The sequence below is a fragment of the Streptomyces sp. NPDC046727 genome (assembly GCF_040645635.1).
Lineage (GTDB): Bacteria > Actinomycetota > Actinomycetes > Streptomycetales > Streptomycetaceae > Streptomyces.
The window spans coordinates 1-14972 of the sequence record NZ_JBEYYR010000041.1; the positions used below are offsets into that span (position 1 = coordinate 1).

General features: G+C 72.0%; 15 protein-coding genes, 2 pseudogenes and 2 riboswitches. Of the genes and pseudogenes, 11 read left to right on the forward strand and 6 right to left on the reverse strand.

All coding sequences use genetic code 11. The annotated features are described in order from the left end of the window. From ABZ937_RS35460 to ABZ937_RS35470, 3 genes are all read right to left on the reverse strand, one after another. A partial coding sequence (locus ABZ937_RS35460) for an amidohydrolase family protein (RefSeq protein ID WP_361698208.1) occupies window positions 1-679 on the reverse strand: 679 nt, incomplete at its 3' end. After that, a complete protein-coding gene (locus ABZ937_RS35465; protein WP_361698146.1) occupies window positions 676-1563 on the reverse strand; it encodes an NAD(P)-dependent oxidoreductase in 888 nt (295 codons plus the stop codon). The genes ABZ937_RS35460 and ABZ937_RS35465, both read right to left, overlap by 4 nt. Next, the gene (locus tag ABZ937_RS35470) at window positions 1560-1898 is read right to left on the reverse strand and encodes an antibiotic biosynthesis monooxygenase family protein (protein ID WP_361698148.1); all 339 of its coding nucleotides are present in this window, start codon (window positions 1896-1898) and stop codon (window positions 1560-1562) included. The genes ABZ937_RS35465 and ABZ937_RS35470 overlap by 4 nt, the downstream gene beginning before the upstream one ends. 293 nt (window positions 1899-2191) lie before the next feature. Between ABZ937_RS35470 and ABZ937_RS35475 the strand changes: the two genes are divergently transcribed. The 3 genes and pseudogenes from ABZ937_RS35475 to ABZ937_RS35485 all read left to right on the forward strand — a co-directional run bounded on the left by ABZ937_RS35475 (window position 2192) and on the right by ABZ937_RS35485 (window position 5103). Continuing rightward, window positions 2192-3907: a serine/threonine-protein kinase gene (locus ABZ937_RS35475; RefSeq protein ID WP_361698150.1), complete on the forward strand. Its 1716-nt coding sequence runs from the start codon at window positions 2192-2194 to the stop codon at window positions 3905-3907. Between the two features lie 97 nt (window positions 3908-4004). Then, a pseudogene (locus ABZ937_RS35480) lies at window positions 4005-4112 on the forward strand (LacI family transcriptional regulator); the annotation flags it as partial. A 253-nt stretch (window positions 4113-4365) separates the two neighbouring features. Continuing rightward, window positions 4366-5103, forward strand: a complete 738-nt coding sequence (locus tag ABZ937_RS35485) for an SDR family oxidoreductase (protein ID WP_361698152.1) — start codon at window positions 4366-4368, stop codon at window positions 5101-5103. A gap of 69 nt (window positions 5104-5172) precedes the next feature. On the opposite strand, the gene sigJ is transcribed toward ABZ937_RS35485, so the two are convergent. Then, window positions 5173-6087, reverse strand: a complete 915-nt coding sequence (gene sigJ / locus ABZ937_RS35490) for an RNA polymerase sigma factor SigJ (RefSeq protein WP_361698154.1) — start codon at window positions 6085-6087, stop codon at window positions 5173-5175. A 157-nt stretch (window positions 6088-6244) separates the two neighbouring features. After that, a riboswitch (cobalamin riboswitch) is annotated at window positions 6245-6368 on the forward strand. Window positions 6369-6440: 72 nt separating this feature from the next. Here sigJ and ABZ937_RS35495 point away from each other — a divergent pair. The 5 genes and pseudogenes from ABZ937_RS35495 to ABZ937_RS35515 all read left to right on the forward strand — a co-directional run bounded on the left by ABZ937_RS35495 (window position 6441) and on the right by ABZ937_RS35515 (window position 9382). Beyond that, entirely contained in the window at window positions 6441-6824 is a 384-nt protein-coding gene (locus tag ABZ937_RS35495) for a hypothetical protein (RefSeq protein ID WP_361698204.1), read from the forward strand. 53 nt (window positions 6825-6877) lie between these two features. Beyond that, window positions 6878-6988, forward strand: a pseudogene (locus ABZ937_RS35500) (acyl-CoA dehydrogenase family protein); the annotation flags it as partial. Then, a complete protein-coding gene (locus ABZ937_RS35505; RefSeq protein WP_361698156.1) occupies window positions 6985-8055 on the forward strand; it encodes an enoyl-CoA hydratase/isomerase family protein in 1071 nt (356 codons plus the stop codon). The pseudogene ABZ937_RS35500 and the gene ABZ937_RS35505, both read left to right, overlap by 4 nt. 150 nt (window positions 8056-8205) lie before the next feature. Continuing rightward, a riboswitch (cobalamin riboswitch) is annotated at window positions 8206-8349 on the forward strand. Window positions 8350-8385: 36 nt separating this feature from the next. Further along, window positions 8386-8607 carry a CbtB-domain containing protein gene (locus ABZ937_RS35510; RefSeq protein WP_208030505.1) on the forward strand — a complete coding sequence of 74 codons (222 nt, stop codon included), beginning with the start codon at window positions 8386-8388 and terminating at the stop codon, window positions 8605-8607. 22 nt (window positions 8608-8629) lie between these two features. Continuing rightward, on the forward strand, window positions 8630-9382 hold the full coding sequence (locus tag ABZ937_RS35515; RefSeq protein WP_361698158.1) for a CbtA family protein: 753 nt from the start codon (window positions 8630-8632) through the stop codon (window positions 9380-9382). Window positions 9383-9480: 98 nt separating this feature from the next. Here the strand turns inward: ABZ937_RS35515 and ABZ937_RS35520 are convergent, their stop codons facing one another. Together ABZ937_RS35520 and ABZ937_RS35525 are read right to left on the reverse strand one after the other, a co-directional pair. Then, window positions 9481-10062, reverse strand: coding sequence for a histidine phosphatase family protein (locus tag ABZ937_RS35520; RefSeq protein WP_361698160.1), 582 nt, complete (start codon window positions 10060-10062; stop codon window positions 9481-9483). Window positions 10063-10240: 178 nt separating this feature from the next. Next, window positions 10241-10498 carry a hypothetical protein gene (locus tag ABZ937_RS35525; RefSeq protein ID WP_361698162.1) on the reverse strand — a complete coding sequence of 86 codons (258 nt, stop codon included), beginning with the start codon at window positions 10496-10498 and terminating at the stop codon, window positions 10241-10243. Window positions 10499-10736: 238 nt separating this feature from the next. On the opposite strand from ABZ937_RS35525, the gene ABZ937_RS35530 reads away from it, so the two are divergent. From ABZ937_RS35530 to ABZ937_RS35540, 3 genes are all read left to right on the forward strand, one after another. Continuing rightward, entirely contained in the window at window positions 10737-11210 is a 474-nt protein-coding gene (locus ABZ937_RS35530; protein ID WP_361698164.1) for a hypothetical protein, read from the forward strand. A 77-nt stretch (window positions 11211-11287) separates the two neighbouring features. After that, window positions 11288-12451 (forward strand): MFS transporter, encoded by a 1164-nt coding sequence (locus ABZ937_RS35535; protein ID WP_361698206.1) that lies wholly within the window; start codon window positions 11288-11290, stop codon window positions 12449-12451. 190 nt (window positions 12452-12641) lie between these two features. Beyond that, window positions 12642-14906, forward strand: a complete 2265-nt coding sequence (locus ABZ937_RS35540) for a heavy metal translocating P-type ATPase (protein WP_361698166.1) — start codon at window positions 12642-12644, stop codon at window positions 14904-14906. The last annotated feature ends 66 nt before the right edge of the window (window positions 14907-14972 follow it).

Below are 14972 nucleotides of genomic sequence, written 5' to 3' on the forward strand. Positions count from 1 at the left end.
TGCACCGTGAGCTGATGGCGCTGCCCGTCGAGCAGCGGCGGGCGGTCGTCACCTCCGCCGACGGCGCCGAGCGGCTGGCGGCGCCGATCAGTCGCAGACCCGGGTACTTGTCCAGCCATCCCGCGAACGCGATCATGGCCATGCCCATGGTGACGTCACCGAAGCGGCCGATCTGCTCGACGAAGCCGATCTCGCCGACCCGCTCCGTGCCGACCGGTTCGGCCGGGGCGTGCACCAGAACGGGCACTCCCGCCTCCGCGGCCAGGGCGAAGAAGGAGTCGGCGCGAGGCGAGCCGAGCAGCTCCCCGTGCACGCTGGACGTGGTGATCAGGCCGACGAAGGCGGGGTCCGCCAGGGTCTCCCGCACCCCTTCCAGGTGATCGTCGTCGCCGAACGGGTTGGCGTACACGTAACCGCGCAACTGGTCCGGGAACCTGCGGATCAGGCCTGACATCCAGGCGTGGAAGCCGCGCAGCCGGTCGCGGGGCTGGGCGTAGTTGTCGACGCCCGGCACCCGCGCCATCGCGCCGGCCCCGACGGGGCTGCCGATGATGGTGAGGTCGATTCCCGCCTCGGCGCGAGCGGCGAGCATGCCGTCGACGTCGGTGAGGCTCGGGGGCATGGGGAAGCGTTCGGCCGCTTCCGGTGGGGACAGGTGCCCGTGAATGTCGATGATCACGTGTCGGTTCCCGATCTGGCTGTGAGTGCGCGGACGACCGCGGCACAGTCCTGGTCGCCCAGTCCTTGCTCGGTGGCGCGGACGTGGGTGTCCGCCGCGGCGGTCGCCAACGGCAGACTCAGGCCGGCTGCCGCTGCCTGCTTGGAAGCGAGCATGAGGTCTTTCGCCATCAGCCGCAGCCGGAAGTCCGGCTCCTCGAAGCGGCCGGAGGCCAGGCGCCGTGACTTGAACGCCATGACCGGCGAGGCGAATCCGCTGCCGGCGATGGTCTTGAGGACCAGCTGCCGGTCGAGTCCGCAGGCACCCGCCAACTCGGTGGCCTCGGCCAGGGCCTGCACCTCTATGCCCATCAGCAGGTTGAGGAGCAGTTTCATCCGCATGCCGGAACCGAGTGCGCCCAGATGGACGACCTCCTTGCCCAGCGTCTCCAGCAGGGGGCGGACGGTCTGGAACGCCCGCTCCTCGCCGCCGACGAAGAGCCGCAGCTCTCCGTCGCGGGCGTGGTCCCGGTTGCCGAGCATGCCGACGTCCAGGACGGAGGGGACGTCCCCGGCGATCTGGACGACCTCTTCGGGGGCGACGGTGCTGGCGCAGATCAGGACGCCGGGGTAGCCGCCCTTGGCCAGCACGCCGTCCGGTCCGTGCAGCACGGCGCCGAGGGCCTCGCCGTCGGCCACGACGCAGATGGCGACGCTCGTTCCCGCGACCGCGTCGGCGGGGTGGGCGGCGGGGTAGGCGCCCGCTTCGGCGAGCGGGGCGATCCGGTCCGCGCTACGGTTCCAGACCCGGACCTGTATGCCCTGGTCGAGGAGGCGACCGGCCAGGCCGGCGCCCATCGCGCCCATGCCGAGCACGGCGACGGGGCTGTTGGTGGAGTGCTTCACGACGCCACCCCCTTGGTCTCCTTGACCACGTGGAACCGCAGCGACTGCCTCTGGTCGACCCATTGGCGCAACGGGGCCACCAGCTCCTGGTGCTCCTCGCTCTGCTGCCAGGCGAAGAAGTCCTCCGCCGACCGCCACTCGCTGGTGATCACCCACTGACGGGAGTCGTCGGCGGGCCGGCCGAGCCGCTCGATGATGTGGCCGGGGGTGCTGGAGACGGATTTCCGGAGCTGCTCGTACATCTCCAGGAATCCCTGCTCGCCGCCCTCGATCACGCGGACCGCGAAAACGACGCCCAGCTTGTCGGCCGATCGGCCGATGTGGTTGGTGCCCATGTCTCCTCCTGAGTGAGAGCCGGTGGGACACGACTCCAAGGACTCATGTCGCTCGGACGGCTGCAACTCCGAATGGGGGACAGGCCAGTGGGGACAAGGGTTTCACGTTCCGTCATTAGCCATTTCGGGTGAGTGTCGGGCCGCCTCGGCCTACCCGGCCGCCGGGTCTGAATGGCCGCACCCGAACGGGTGTCGCTCCCCGACCGGGTGAGGCGGTGCCACGGCTAGGATGATGATCTTGAGCATGGCCGCATCAACGAAAGGGTGCGGCAGGACGATCGCTGCGTACGGGGGTGGGTCCCATCACGGGAACCGAGGGCGGCTTCCGCCCACTGACGGCACAGGAACCGCGGGAACTGGCCGGCTACCGGCTGCTGGCCCGGATCGGGGAGGGCGGCATGGGGTCCGTCTACCTCTCCCGCACCCGGGGCAACCAGCCCGTCGCACTGAAGATGATCCGCCGTGAGTACGCGGGCGACAGCGAGTTCCGGCGCCGCTTCCAGCAGGAGGTGCAGGCGGCTCAGCAGGTCCGCGGATACCACCTGGTGCCCGTGGTCGACCACGACACGGCCGGCGAACAGCCCTGGCTGGCCTCCGCGTACGTGCCCGGAGTCCCGCTCGACGAGGCCATCGACGTCCACGGTCCGCTGCCCACGGACACCGCGCTCCAGCTCGTCGCCTGCGTCGCCCGGGCCCTGGACGCGGTGCACGCGGCGGGCGTGGTGCACCGTGACCTCAAGCCGGGCAACATCCTCCTCGGGGCCGACGGGCCGTGGGTCATCGACTTCGGCATCGCCCGGGCCGCCGAGTCCACCCGCCTGACGCGCAGCGGCGGCTTCATCGGCACCCCGCAGTTCATGTCCCCCGAGCAGGGCACGGGCGGCGAGGTGACCCCGGCGAGCGACGTGTTCTCGCTGGGCCTCATCGCCGCCGTCGCCGCCACCGGCCGGCATCCCTACGGCTCCGGCGGGGCCCTCACCCTCGCCACCCAGATCGCCAACACGGCACAGCGGCCGCCGGACCTCTCCGGCTACCCGGACGCGCTGCGCCCGCTCCTGGAACGCTGTCTCGCCGCGGCCCCCGACGCCCGTCCGACGCCCGCCGAACTCGCCGACCTGTGCGAACGAGCCTTCGGCCGGTCCGTGCGCGACTTCGCGGACTGGCTCCCCGCACCGCTGACGGCGGCGGTCGCCGAGCGGAGCCGTGCCGTATCCCGCCTCCTCGACCAGGACGCGGCCGGGCAGCGGCGCCCCAGCGACACCTATGTGCCCACGCGGGCCGACAACTCACTGCACCAGGCCCCCACCCAGTCCGCCCCGCCCCGGCCCACGGCCCCGCCGCCGGCACGGGACGCATCCGCCGGGCCCACCGCCGGCGGCGGCGGGCGGCGCCGCGTGTACCTGACGATCGCCGCCGCGGCACTCGCCGTGGCGGCCGGCACGGCCTGGACGCTCTACGGAGACTCCGACCACGGCGCCGAGAAGAAGACCGGCGCGCACACGACACCCACCACCGGCCCGGACGGGAAGGCCACACCCAGGAGCCGGACCCCCTCGGCGCCCGCCGCGAAGACCCCGGCGGCCAAGGCGTACGAACCCCTCGTCCAGGACCGCCCGTTGACCATCGGCCCGCCGGGAACCGGTCAGGTGATCACCGCCGACCTGGACACCCCCAAGGTGAATCCGACCGGGGAGATCGGCGACGACACGGCGGAGATCCAGTACATCTACCAGTACCTGACCTTCCGCACCGCCACCGCCAAGAGCCCCGGCACCACCCCGGAGGCCTGCCGGCAGGCCGTCGACAGCGCTCCGCTGCCCGCGGAGCTGGCCAACGACGCCCTGGACAAGGGCCAGGCCCTCAAGAAGGGCGACGTGCTGTGCACGGTCACGTCCGAGGGGAACCTCGCCATGCTCCGGCTCACCGGAGTCGTCGACTCGGGCGAGACGTCGTTCGACCCGCCGGGGTACACGGGCCTGCTCACCGTCTGGAGGACCACCGCCGACTAGGACCCACGGGGTCGTCCGGCACGGGGGCTTCCAGGGCGCAGGGCGAGTCCCTCGGCCCGGGAGCAGGCGGCGTCCTTCACGGCGGCATGGAAGACCAGCGGGTTACGACGACGACACGCTCGTCCGGCTGAGCTGCTTCGACCTGACCACCGTCAGCCAGAACGCCCGGGAGCAGGCCCGGCACGCGGTGACCGCCGCCGTCGAGCCGTCGGGTCATGAGTCGGTCTTGATCTTCTTCATAGCATCCTCGGCGGTACCGCCGTCAGTCTGGCCCTGGCCGGCGCTCTCTTCGCCCACTGACCCCGTGGAAGCCGTCGGAGGGACCCCGCTGGTGATGCGGGCGCTCGACTGTCACAAACCTGACCGCTGCCTTGTCCTGGAGATGTGCGCGTTGCCGCACCGGGCCCGGCGGGTGTCGCCGGTGTCCGTCGGAAGCGAATCGGCTGACGGAGACAGTGATGAAGATCGTGGTGATCGGCGGTACGGGGCTCATCGGCTCACAGGTGGTCGCGCTGGTGCGCGACAAGGGCCACGAGGCCGTGCCCGCCGCTCCCTCCAGGGGAGTCAATGCCCTCACCGGCGAGGGCCTGGCCCAGGCGGTCGAGGGCGCGGACGTGGTCGTGGACGTGTCGAACTCCCCGTCCTTCGAGACCGAGCCGGCGCTGGACTTCTTCACCCGCTCGGCCCAGCACCTGTTCGCGGCCGAGAAGGAGGCGGGCGTCCGCCATCACGTCGCGCTCTCCATCGTCGGCGTCGACCAGGTGCCCGACTACGGCTACTACCGGGCCAAGGTCGCCCAGGAGGAGGCCGTGCGCGGCAGCGGCGTGCCCTACAGCCTCGTGCGCGCCACCCAGTTCTTCGAGTTCATCGCTCCGGTGATGGACATGTCCACCGTGGGCAAGGAGGTGCGCCTGCCGTCCCTGCGGCTGCGTCCGATCGCCTCCGCCGATGTCGCCGCCGCCGTCGCCGAAGCGGCCCAGGGCGAACCGACGAACGGCATCCGCAACATCGCGGGACCCGAGGTGTACGGACTCGACCGGCTCGCCGAGCTCACGCTGGAAGCCAAGCCGGACGGCCGTACGGTCGTCACGGACGAGACCGCCGGCCTGTTCGCGGGCATGCCCGACGTGCTGACCGGCGACGACACCGTGCATGTCGCGGCCACCCGCTACGAGGACTGGCTCAAGCGGAACTGACCGGCGCCGACCGTCCGGACCGACCGAGGGCAGGGGTACCGCGTACGCTCACGCGGTGCCCTTCCTTCGCTAGGGACGCCCGGCGATCCGGCGCGCGGACCGCTCGTACGCCCGCAGCTTGTCAGGGGTGATCACCCAGTAGAGCCCGTCGATGCCGTCCGGGCCCACCGTGATGCTCACCAGGGCGACGCTCACCCCGTCCTGCACGAGCAGCAGGCTGGGCAGGCCGTTGGCCTCGACCACGGTGTACTCGGCCCCGGGGAAGAAGTTCTTGCTGAAGGCGGTGACCCGCGCCGCGCGCTCGGCGCCCACGATCGCCAGCCGGGCCACGCCGCGCATGCCGTTGCCGTCCGCGTAGGCGACGACGTCGGCCGACAGCACCCTTTCGAGCGCGGCGACGTCACCGTGCCGCGCGGCGGCGACGAACGCGTCGAGCAGCCGCCGGTGCTGTGCCGTGTCGACGCGCTCCCGTCGCTCGGCGGACAGCCGCTTGCGGGCACGGCTGACGATCTGCCGGGTATTGGCCTGGCTCAGCTGGAGGATGCCCGCGATCTCGTCGTACGCGTAGTCGAACGCTTCCCGCAGCACGTACGCCGCCCGCTCCACGGGGTTCAGTTTCTCCAGGACCAGCAGCACGGCCAGTTCCAGCGCCTCGCCGCGCTCCGCGCCGACCTGCGGATCGACACTGGTGTCCACCGGCTCCGGCAGCCACGGCCCCACGTACGCCTCCCGGCGGACCCGCGCCGACCGGGCCACGTTGATGGCCAGACGCGTGGTGATCCTGGCCAGGAACGCCGCGGAATCCAGCACCGCACCGCGGTCCGCGCCCTGCCAGCGCACCCACACGTCCTGTACCACGTCCTCGGCCTCGGCCACACTGCCCAGGACGCGGTAGGCGATACCGAACAGCCGGGGACGCAACCGCTGGAACACATCCGCCGCTTCGCTCAGCGAGCCGTCGGTGAGCGGTTGTCGCTCGTCCATCGTGCCGATGCCTCCGTAGATCGACCGTCCAGCCGGAGCCTCGGTGCGGGGCGGTCCGCTCGCTGTGAGCATACGGCGGCGGCCACGAGTCGGGGCCGGATGACGGTGCGGCGCCGGTGATGAAAGGATGACCGGCGACATAAGGCGACGGCGGTCCGAGGAAGCCGGTGTGAATCCGGCGCGGTCCCGCCACTGTGACCGGTGAGCGAGTTCCGGCAGGCCACCGCCCCCGAACAGGGCGGGAAGGCGGCACGAGCCGTGACCCGGGAGCCAGGAGACTCACGCGGTCGCCTCCTCACGTGACACCGGGGCGGATCTCCCCGGGAGGGGAGTGGCGCGGCGTGCCCGAGAAGCTGACGGAAGAGACACCGGCCGGGGCTGTGCCGGGGAGCGGTCCGGCGCCGTGCCGGGTCGTCGTGTGCCGGGACTGCTGCTGCGGCAGCCCCAAGGTGATCGGGGTCGATCACGCGGCGCAGACCGCACGGCTGCGCGCGGAGGTGCCCGTGCGCATCTCCGACTGCCTCGACGTGTGCGACCAGGCCAACGTCATCGTCGTACAGCCGTCCGCCGCCGCCCGGGCCGCCGGCGCGCGGCCGGTCTGGCTGGGGCTCGTCAACGACCCGGCCGCGACCGAGGACATCATCAGCTGGGTGCGCGCCGGTGGCCCCGGCGTCGCGCCCCTGCCGGACATCCTCGACCTGTACGCCTTCACGCCACCGCGGCGTACGGATTCCTGACGCCCGCACCGAGCGGGAGGAGTTCGGCCGACGGCTGCGGCCACCCCGGCGCGTACGGCATTGAGAAGATCGTCCGTGACCTGCGGGTGCACCACATCCTGGAAGGAACCAACGAGATCATGCGCGTCATCGCGGCCCATGGCCCGACGGAGGCACTCGGATGAGCGGCAGCGAGGAACCGGTCCTGCTGGACACCAGGGGACGGGCCGCGTACATCACGCTCAACCGGCCCCAGGCGCTCAACGCCCTGAACCATGTCATGGTCCGCCGGATCGCCGAGGCCCTGACCGCGTGGGAGTGCGACCCGGACGTGCACACCGTGGTCATCACCGGGGCGGGGGAGCGCGGCCTGTGCGCGGGCGGCGACATCCGTGCCGTCCACGACGACGCCCGCGACGGCGACGGCAGCGCCTCCGCCGCGTTCTGGCGGGACGAGTACCACCTCAACGCCCGCATCGCCCGCTACCCCAAGCCGTACGTCGCCGTCATGGACGGCATCGTCATGGGCGGCGGCGTCGGCGTCTCCGCGCACGGCAGTGTCCGTGTCGTCACGGAACGGTCCCGGATCGCCATGCCCGAGACCGGCATCGGCTTCGTCCCCGACATCGGGGGCACCTGGCTCCTCGGCCGGGCACCCGGCGAACTGGGCACCCACCTGGCGCTGACCGGCGCGCAGATCGGCGCCGGAGACGCCCTGCTGTGCGGCCTCGCCGACCACTACGTACCCTCCGCCGCCCTCGGGCACTTCGTGGACGACCTCGCCGACATGCCCGTACGAGACGCGCTCGCGCGCCATGTGCAGCCGCCGACCGAGGGGCAGTTGGCCCACCGGCGAGAGTGGATCGACGCCTGCTACGCCGCCGGCACGGTCGAGGAGATCGTCCACCGGCTGCTCGGCCACGGCAGCCCCGACGCCAAGGAGGCGGCCGAGACCCTGCTCGCCAAGTCGCCCACCGCGCTCAAGGTCACCCTGGCCGCGATCCGCCGCGCCCGGCGCCTCGGCCCGCTGGAGCGGGTCCTCGACCAGGAGTACCGCGTCTCGTGCGCCGCCCTGAGCAGCCCCGACCTGGTCGAGGGGGTACGGGCCCAGATCATCGACAAGGACCGCAACCCGCGCTGGTCGCCGGCGACCCTCGCCGAGGTCACCGACGCCGACGTGGAACGCTTCTTCGCCCCGCTCGGCGACCGTGAACTGGGGCTCGCCGGGCCCGGCACCGCGCCGGCCCGCTGAGCAGGATTGCCGCATTCATCGGAGTCGGGAACATGGGCGCCCTCGCGGACGAACGACCGCTGAAATTCCGCCACCGCTGACCCACACGGCCCAGGACCGTTCGCCCGGTGCGAGAGGAAGATCACGCTGGTGGACGCGGTCTTGGCCGTGCACCGGTCGCGCGGTACGGTCTGTCCGATATCGACGACGGCGAGACGGAAGCCGGTGGGAATCCGGCACGGTCGCGCCACTGTGTGCGAGAGCCTCCAGGGGCTCCTCGTGAGTCAGACCCGTGGCCGTCGTCCTGTGCACCACCGACATGGGACGCGAACTCCCGGAGGAGGTTCTGCCATGGCGCAGACCGTCGCCCAGCCGACAGCCACCACTCCCGCCATCCCCGCCAAGCTGCCGCTGAAGGCGATAGCTCCCTGGGCGGTCTTCTTCGGCATCCTGATGCTGGTCCTGCTCTACTTCGTCGGCGCCGAACAGGGCGCCACCTCCGTGTTCAACGGCACGGACGTCCACGAATGGGTGCACGACGCACGCCACCTGCTCGGCTTCCCCTGCCACTGACGCGAGGGGACATCGCGCACCCATGAACTCCGCAACCGTACGGAACCTCCTCGTACGGGGCATGCTCGCCGGCCTCGCGGCCGGCGTGCTCGCCCTGATCGCGGCCTATCTCCTCGGTGAGCCGAGCGTCGACAAGGCGATCAGCTTCGAGGACGCCCATTCCCACGAACACGAGATGGAGGTCGTCTCCCGCTCCCTGCAGTCCACCGCCGGCCTCGCCACCGGCGTCCTGGTCTACGCGGTCGCCTTCGGCGGCATCGCCGCGCTCGCCTTCTGCTTCGCGCTCGGCCGCGTCGGCCGCTTCAGCCCGCGCGCGACGGCACTCCTGCTGTCGGGTTGCGCGCTGCTCGCCGTGTACGTCGTCCCGTTCCTGAAGTACCCGGCCAACCCGCCGTCGGTCGGTGACCCGGACACCATCAGCAGGCGGACCACCCTGTACTTCCTGATGATGCTGCTCAGCGTCCTGCTGGCGGTCGCCGCGACCCTCCTGGGCAAGCGCCTGGCGCCCAGCCTGGGCACCTGGTGGGCGACGGTCGTCGCGGTGGCCGCCTTCGCCGTCGTGATCGGTCTGGCCTACGAGTTCCTGCCGGTCGTCAACGAGGTGCCGAAGGACTTCCCGGCCACGCTGCTGTGGCGGTTCCGGCTGTCCGCGCTGGCCATCCAGTCCGTCCTGTGGGGCGGATTCGGCCTCGCTTTCGGTGAGCTGGCCGAGCGGGTACTGAACCCCAAGCCGGCGAAGGCCGCAGGAGGACGGGCGGTTCCGGCCGCGCACTGACTCCTTCCGGACACCAGAGGGCCCCTCGGAACCATCCGGGGGCCCTCTGGCGTTCCCCGGTGCGTCGAGGTGATCCGACCAGGACCGACTTCCGCGGCCTAGTGGACCTCCGGCGCGACCGGGGGCCGTCCGAGCCGTAGATTCCAGCGTCCGCCCCGCCCACTCAGCTCCGTCACCGCGAGCGGGGTGACATCGAGGCGCCAGAAGACCGGGGTCGGCAGGCCCAGCGCGGCCACGACCGCCGCGCGCACCACCTCCGGCTCGACCACGGCGAGGGTACGACCCTCCACGCCCTGTGCGTCGGCCAGCCAGCGCGTGACCCGTTCACACAGGTCCTCGACCGACTCACCGCCGTGCGGAGCGCAGGCGGGGTCCGTGAGCCAGCGGCCCACCGCCTCCGGCTCGACGGCCCCCACCTCCTCCAGGCTCCGACCTCGCCAGCGACCCACATCGAGACCGGCCAACTCCGGCACGGGTACGCCGTCCAGGCCCAGGGCCGCCGCCGTCTCACGGCAACGCACGCTGGGAGAAGCGAGTACACGGACCGCGGCGGGCAGCGAACCGGCCGCCGCACGGGCCCGGGCCGCGCCGCTGTCGTCGAGAGAGCCGCCGTCGTCGAAGCGGGCCTGCCGCAGGGACGCGCTCATGGCGGGCGAGACGAGAAGGACTCGGCTGGTCACGCGATCGCTCCTGGTCCTGTTTTCATGCAGCTGTTGTCGTGTCGACTCCGGCGACGTCAACTCGCCGGCGGGATTGTCGTGTTGGGCGAGCGCGAACATAGCATCCGCAGAACTCACAGTTGTGCCGCGAACCCCCTCCTCTCCTTGCCGAGGGAGCGGTGGACCTGGCCGGACAGGCCTAGCGGAGCACGATGATCACCAACACCGTGTGGCCGAACCGATGGTCGAAGCGGTGGTCGAATCGGTGGTGGAACCGGGACCCACCGTGGTCGGAGCAGCGCCAGTCGTGGTGGAAGCACCAGTCGCTGACCACATCGCCCTGGACGGCAGGGGCTGCCGCCGCGGCCGTGCCTGCCGTGCCGATCGCAGCGCCGCCGGCCATCACGATGCCGACTGCGGACGCCGCGACGAGACGCCTTGCGCGTTGTGCTCGCATGATGGACACACCCTTTCCTGCGCCCTCCCGCGCGACTCTCAGCGGCTCGAGAGAGCCGCCCTGCTTTTGGTACGTCGGCGGCGGCGTTTTGGATTGGCGTTCGGAATTCCGCCCGGCGCAATCCCGCCGAGCGTCGCTTCCGTATGTCCTACGCACGAGGCGATACCTCCTGTGCAGCAGCTCCATCCGCCGGTTCCTCGGTCGGTCCACTCCCCGCAGATGAACGGCTGGAGTCACCATGAACGCCATCTCTGCCACCGAAATCACCCTGAGAGGACTGGGAGCGTGCTGCGCCGTCGGCAATGCGGTGCTGCACGGCCTCCTGGTTCCCGATCACCTTGAGGAGACGTTCTACATGGGCGTTCTGTTCGCCCTGGGCAGCGCCGCCATGCTCGTCGTGGCCGTGGCACTGGTGACCTTGAAGAGTCCCCTGCCCGCCTGGCTGACGGGAGCTCTCGTCAGCCTCGGCATGATCATCGGATTTCTGCTGTCGCGCACCGTCGGTCTGCCCGACGGCTACTACGAATCGGGCTGGGAGCCCCCGTACGGCCCCCTGTCCCTGATCGTGGAAGGGCTGTTCGTCCTCGCCTCTCTGGCCTGGCTGGGACGGAGGCCGCCGTACACGGCGGACCGCGTGGCTGCTGAGGTTCGCCGCCGGGCATCCGACACCCACGACGATGTCGCGGACCACGCACGCATCGAGCGGATGTAACGCTGGATGTAACGGCTGATACCTTCAGTGGTGTGACATCAGGGCCGACCGTGGCACGGCCGGCGCCGGCCCGGCAGATGTGGCCGCTGTACGCGGCGGGCTTCACGACCGCCTTCGGGTCGCACGGCATCGCGGCGAACCTCGGCGGGGTCTCGGCGGACGCCGTCACGTCGCTGATGCTCCTCGGCGGGCTGCTCGCCCTCTACGACGGCGCCGAGGTGGTGCTCAAGCCGGTCTTCGGCACCCTCGCCGACCGGATCGGTGCCCGCCCGGTGCTCCTCGGCGGGCTCGTCGCGTTCGCCGCCGCTTCCGCCGTGTACGCGGTCGCGGACAGCCCCGGCTGGCTGTGGGCCGCGCGTCTCGGCCAGGGTGCCGCGGCGTCCGCGTTCTCCCCCTCGGCCTCCGCGCTGGTCGCCCGCCTCAACCCGGCGGCCAGGCACGGCCGGGCGTTCGGCGGTTACGGCTTCTGCAAGTCGATCGGCTACACCCTGGGTCCGCTGCTCGGCGGAGTCCTGGTGTGGGCCGGGGGCGGCCTGCGGCTGCTGTTCGGCGCGCTGACGGTGCTCGGCGCGGCGGTCGCCCTCTGGGCCGCGTTGGCGGTCCCCGCCGTACCGCCCCTGCCCAGGACCCGGCAGACCGTGCTCGACCTGGCCCGGCGCCTGGCCGACCCCGCCTTCCTCGCGCCGACCTCGTCGCTCGCGGCGGCGACCGCGGCGCTGTCCGTGGGAGTGGGCTTCCTGCCGGTGTCCGGGCGGGCGGCCGGCCTCGGGACGGTCGCCACCGGGGCCGCCGTGTCGCTGCTGGCCGCCTGCGCCGCCGTCGTACAACCCCGGGCCGGACGGGCGCTGGACGAAGGGCGCCTCACCGCGCGCGGCGGCATGGGCGCCGGGTTGCTGCTCACCGCTGCCGGGCTGGGCTGCGCCATGCTGCCCGGCCTGACCGGGGTCCTCGTGGGGGCGGCCCTGATCGGCGCCGGAACCGGGCTGATCACACCGCTCGGCTTCGCCGCCCTGGCCGCCTCGACTCCCACCGAGCGCCTCGGCCAGACGATGGGCGCCGCCGAACTCGGCCGCGAACTCGGCGATGCGGGCGGCCCCTTGCTCGTCGCCGGTGTCGCCTCGCTGACCACCCTCACCCACGGCTACGCGGCCCTCGCGGCGCTGCTCGCCACGGGTTCGCTGCTCGGCCTCGCCTTCCGCCGCACCGACCGGACGGCCCGGCCGTCCGTGCCCGGCCGCTGAGCCGGACCACAGGGGTCTCGTCACGTCTGCGCGACGCACTACAGATACCCCCTAGGGGTAATGGAAAGGGGGTGTTCAGGCTTGCGTTCTATACGGGTGGGGGGTATACATGAGATCGCTGGAGGGTACCCAGGGGAGGTATCTGGCTCACCTGGGTACCCGTCGCGTCCATGAGTTGCGAGGAGCAGACTTGTCCACCACAACGTCCGGTGCCGCCGAGGTCGAACTCGCCATCGGCGGCATGACCTGCGCCTCATGCGCCGCCCGCATCGAGAAGAAGCTCAACCGCATGGACGGCGTCGAGGCCACCGTCAACTACGCCACCGAGAAGGCCAAGGTCACCTTCCGTGAGGACATAGCCGTCTCCGATCTGATCGCCACCGTCGAGGCCACCGGATACACCGCGCGTGAACCCGAGCCCGTCCGCACCGAGGCGGAACCCGGCGCGGGCCCCGCCGCCGAGGAAGCCGACGAGCTGCGGCCCCTGCGGCAGCGGCTGACCGCCGCGGTGGTGCTCGCCGTACCGGTGATCGCGATGGCGATGGTCCCCGCGCTGCAGTTCGAGTACTGGCAGTGGCTGTCGCTGACCCTGGCGGCGCCCGTGGTGACGTACGCCGCCTGGCCCTTCCACAGGGCCGCCTGGACCAACGCCCGGCACGGCGCCGCCACCATGGACACGCTGATCTCCGTCGGTACGTCGGCGGCGTTCCTCTGGTCGCTGTGGGCGCTCTTCTTCGGAACGGCCGGCATGCCCGGCATGACGCACTCCTTCGAGCTGACCATCGCCCGCAGCGACGGCGCCGGGAACATCTACCTGGAGGCCGCGGCCGGGGTGACCGCCTTCATCCTGGCCGGCCGCTACTTCGAGGCGCGCTCCAAGCGCAAGGCGGGCGCGGCGCTGCGGGCCCTGCTGGAGCTGGGCGCCAAGGAAGTCACCGTGCTACGCGGCAGCCGCGAGGAACTCGTGCCCGTCTCGGAGCTGAAGGCCGGCGACCGCTTCCTCGTCCGCCCCGGCGAGAAGATCGCCACCGACGGCAGGGTCGTGGAGGGCTCCTCAGCCGTGGACGCCTCCATGCTCACCGGCGAGTCCGTCCCGGTCGAGGTCTCCGTCGGGGACGGCGTCACCGGCGCCACGCTGAACGCCGGCGGACGGCTGGTCGTGGAGGCGACCAGGGTCGGCGCCGACACCCAGCTCGCCCGGATGGCGAAGCTGGTCGAGGACGCCCAGAACGGCAAGGCCGCCGCCCAGCGCCTGGCGGACAGGATCTCCGGAGTCTTCGTCCCCGTCGTGATCGCCCTCGCCATCGGCACCCTGGGCTTCTGGCTCGGCAACGGAGCCGGCCTCACCGCCGCCTTCACCGCGGCCGTCGCCGTCCTGATCATCGCCTGCCCCTGCGCCCTCGGCCTGGCCACCCCGACCGCGCTGATGGTCGGCACCGGACGCGGCGCGCAGCTCGGCATCCTCATCAAGGGCCCGGAGGTCCTGGAGAGCACGCGCAAGGTCGACACCATCGTCCTGGACAAGACCGGCACCGTGACCACCGGCCGCATGACCCTGCTGGGCGTCCACACCGCCGAGGGCACGGACGAGGCGGACGTCCTGCGGCTGGCCGGTGCCCTGGAGCACTCCTCCGAGCACCCGATCGCCCAGGCCGTCGCCGCCGGAGCCGCCTCCAGGGTCGGCACCCTGCCCGTCCCGGAGGACTTCGCCAACGTCCCCGGCCTCGGCGTCCAGGGCATCGTCGACGGCCATGCCGTCCTCGTCGGCCGCGAGCAGTTGCTCGCCGAATGGGCCATGTCGCTGCCGGCCGACCTGCGGGACGTCAAGGCCGCCGCCGAGGCGGCCGGGCGTACGGCCATCGCCGTCGCCTGGGACGGCGAGGCCCGCGCGGTCCTCGAAGTCGCCGACGCCGTCAAGGAGACCAGCCCCGAAGCCGTCCGCCGCCTGCGCGCCCTCGGCCTGACCCCCGTCCTCCTCACCGGTGACAACCGGGCCGTCGCCGAGGCCGTGGCCGCCGAGGTGGGTATCAGCCCCGAGCACGTGATCGCCGAGGTGCTGCCGCAGGACAAGGTCGACGTGGTCAAGCGGCTGCAGGGCGAGGGGCGTTCGGTGGCCATGGTCGGCGACGGCGTCAACGACGCGGCGGCCCTCGCCCAGGCCGACCTGGGCCTGGCCATGGGCACGGGCACGGACGCCGCGATCGAGGCCGGCGACCTCACCCTCGTACGCGGGGACCTGCGGGTCGCGGCGGACGCCATCCGGCTCGCCCGCAGGACACTCGGCACCATCCGGTCCAACCTGTTCTGGGCGTTCGCCTACAACGTCGCCGCCCTGCCGCTGGCCGCGGCGGGACTGCTCAACCCGATGATCGCGGGAGCGGCCATGGCCTTCTCCTCGGTCTTCGTGGTCGGCAACAGCCTCCGCCTGCGCGGCTTCCAGGCCGTCGACCGGTAGCCGACAGCGCGGAGCGACCACCCGGACATCCGCCGAGGGCCGTGACGTCGGGCCCCCGGCGGATCG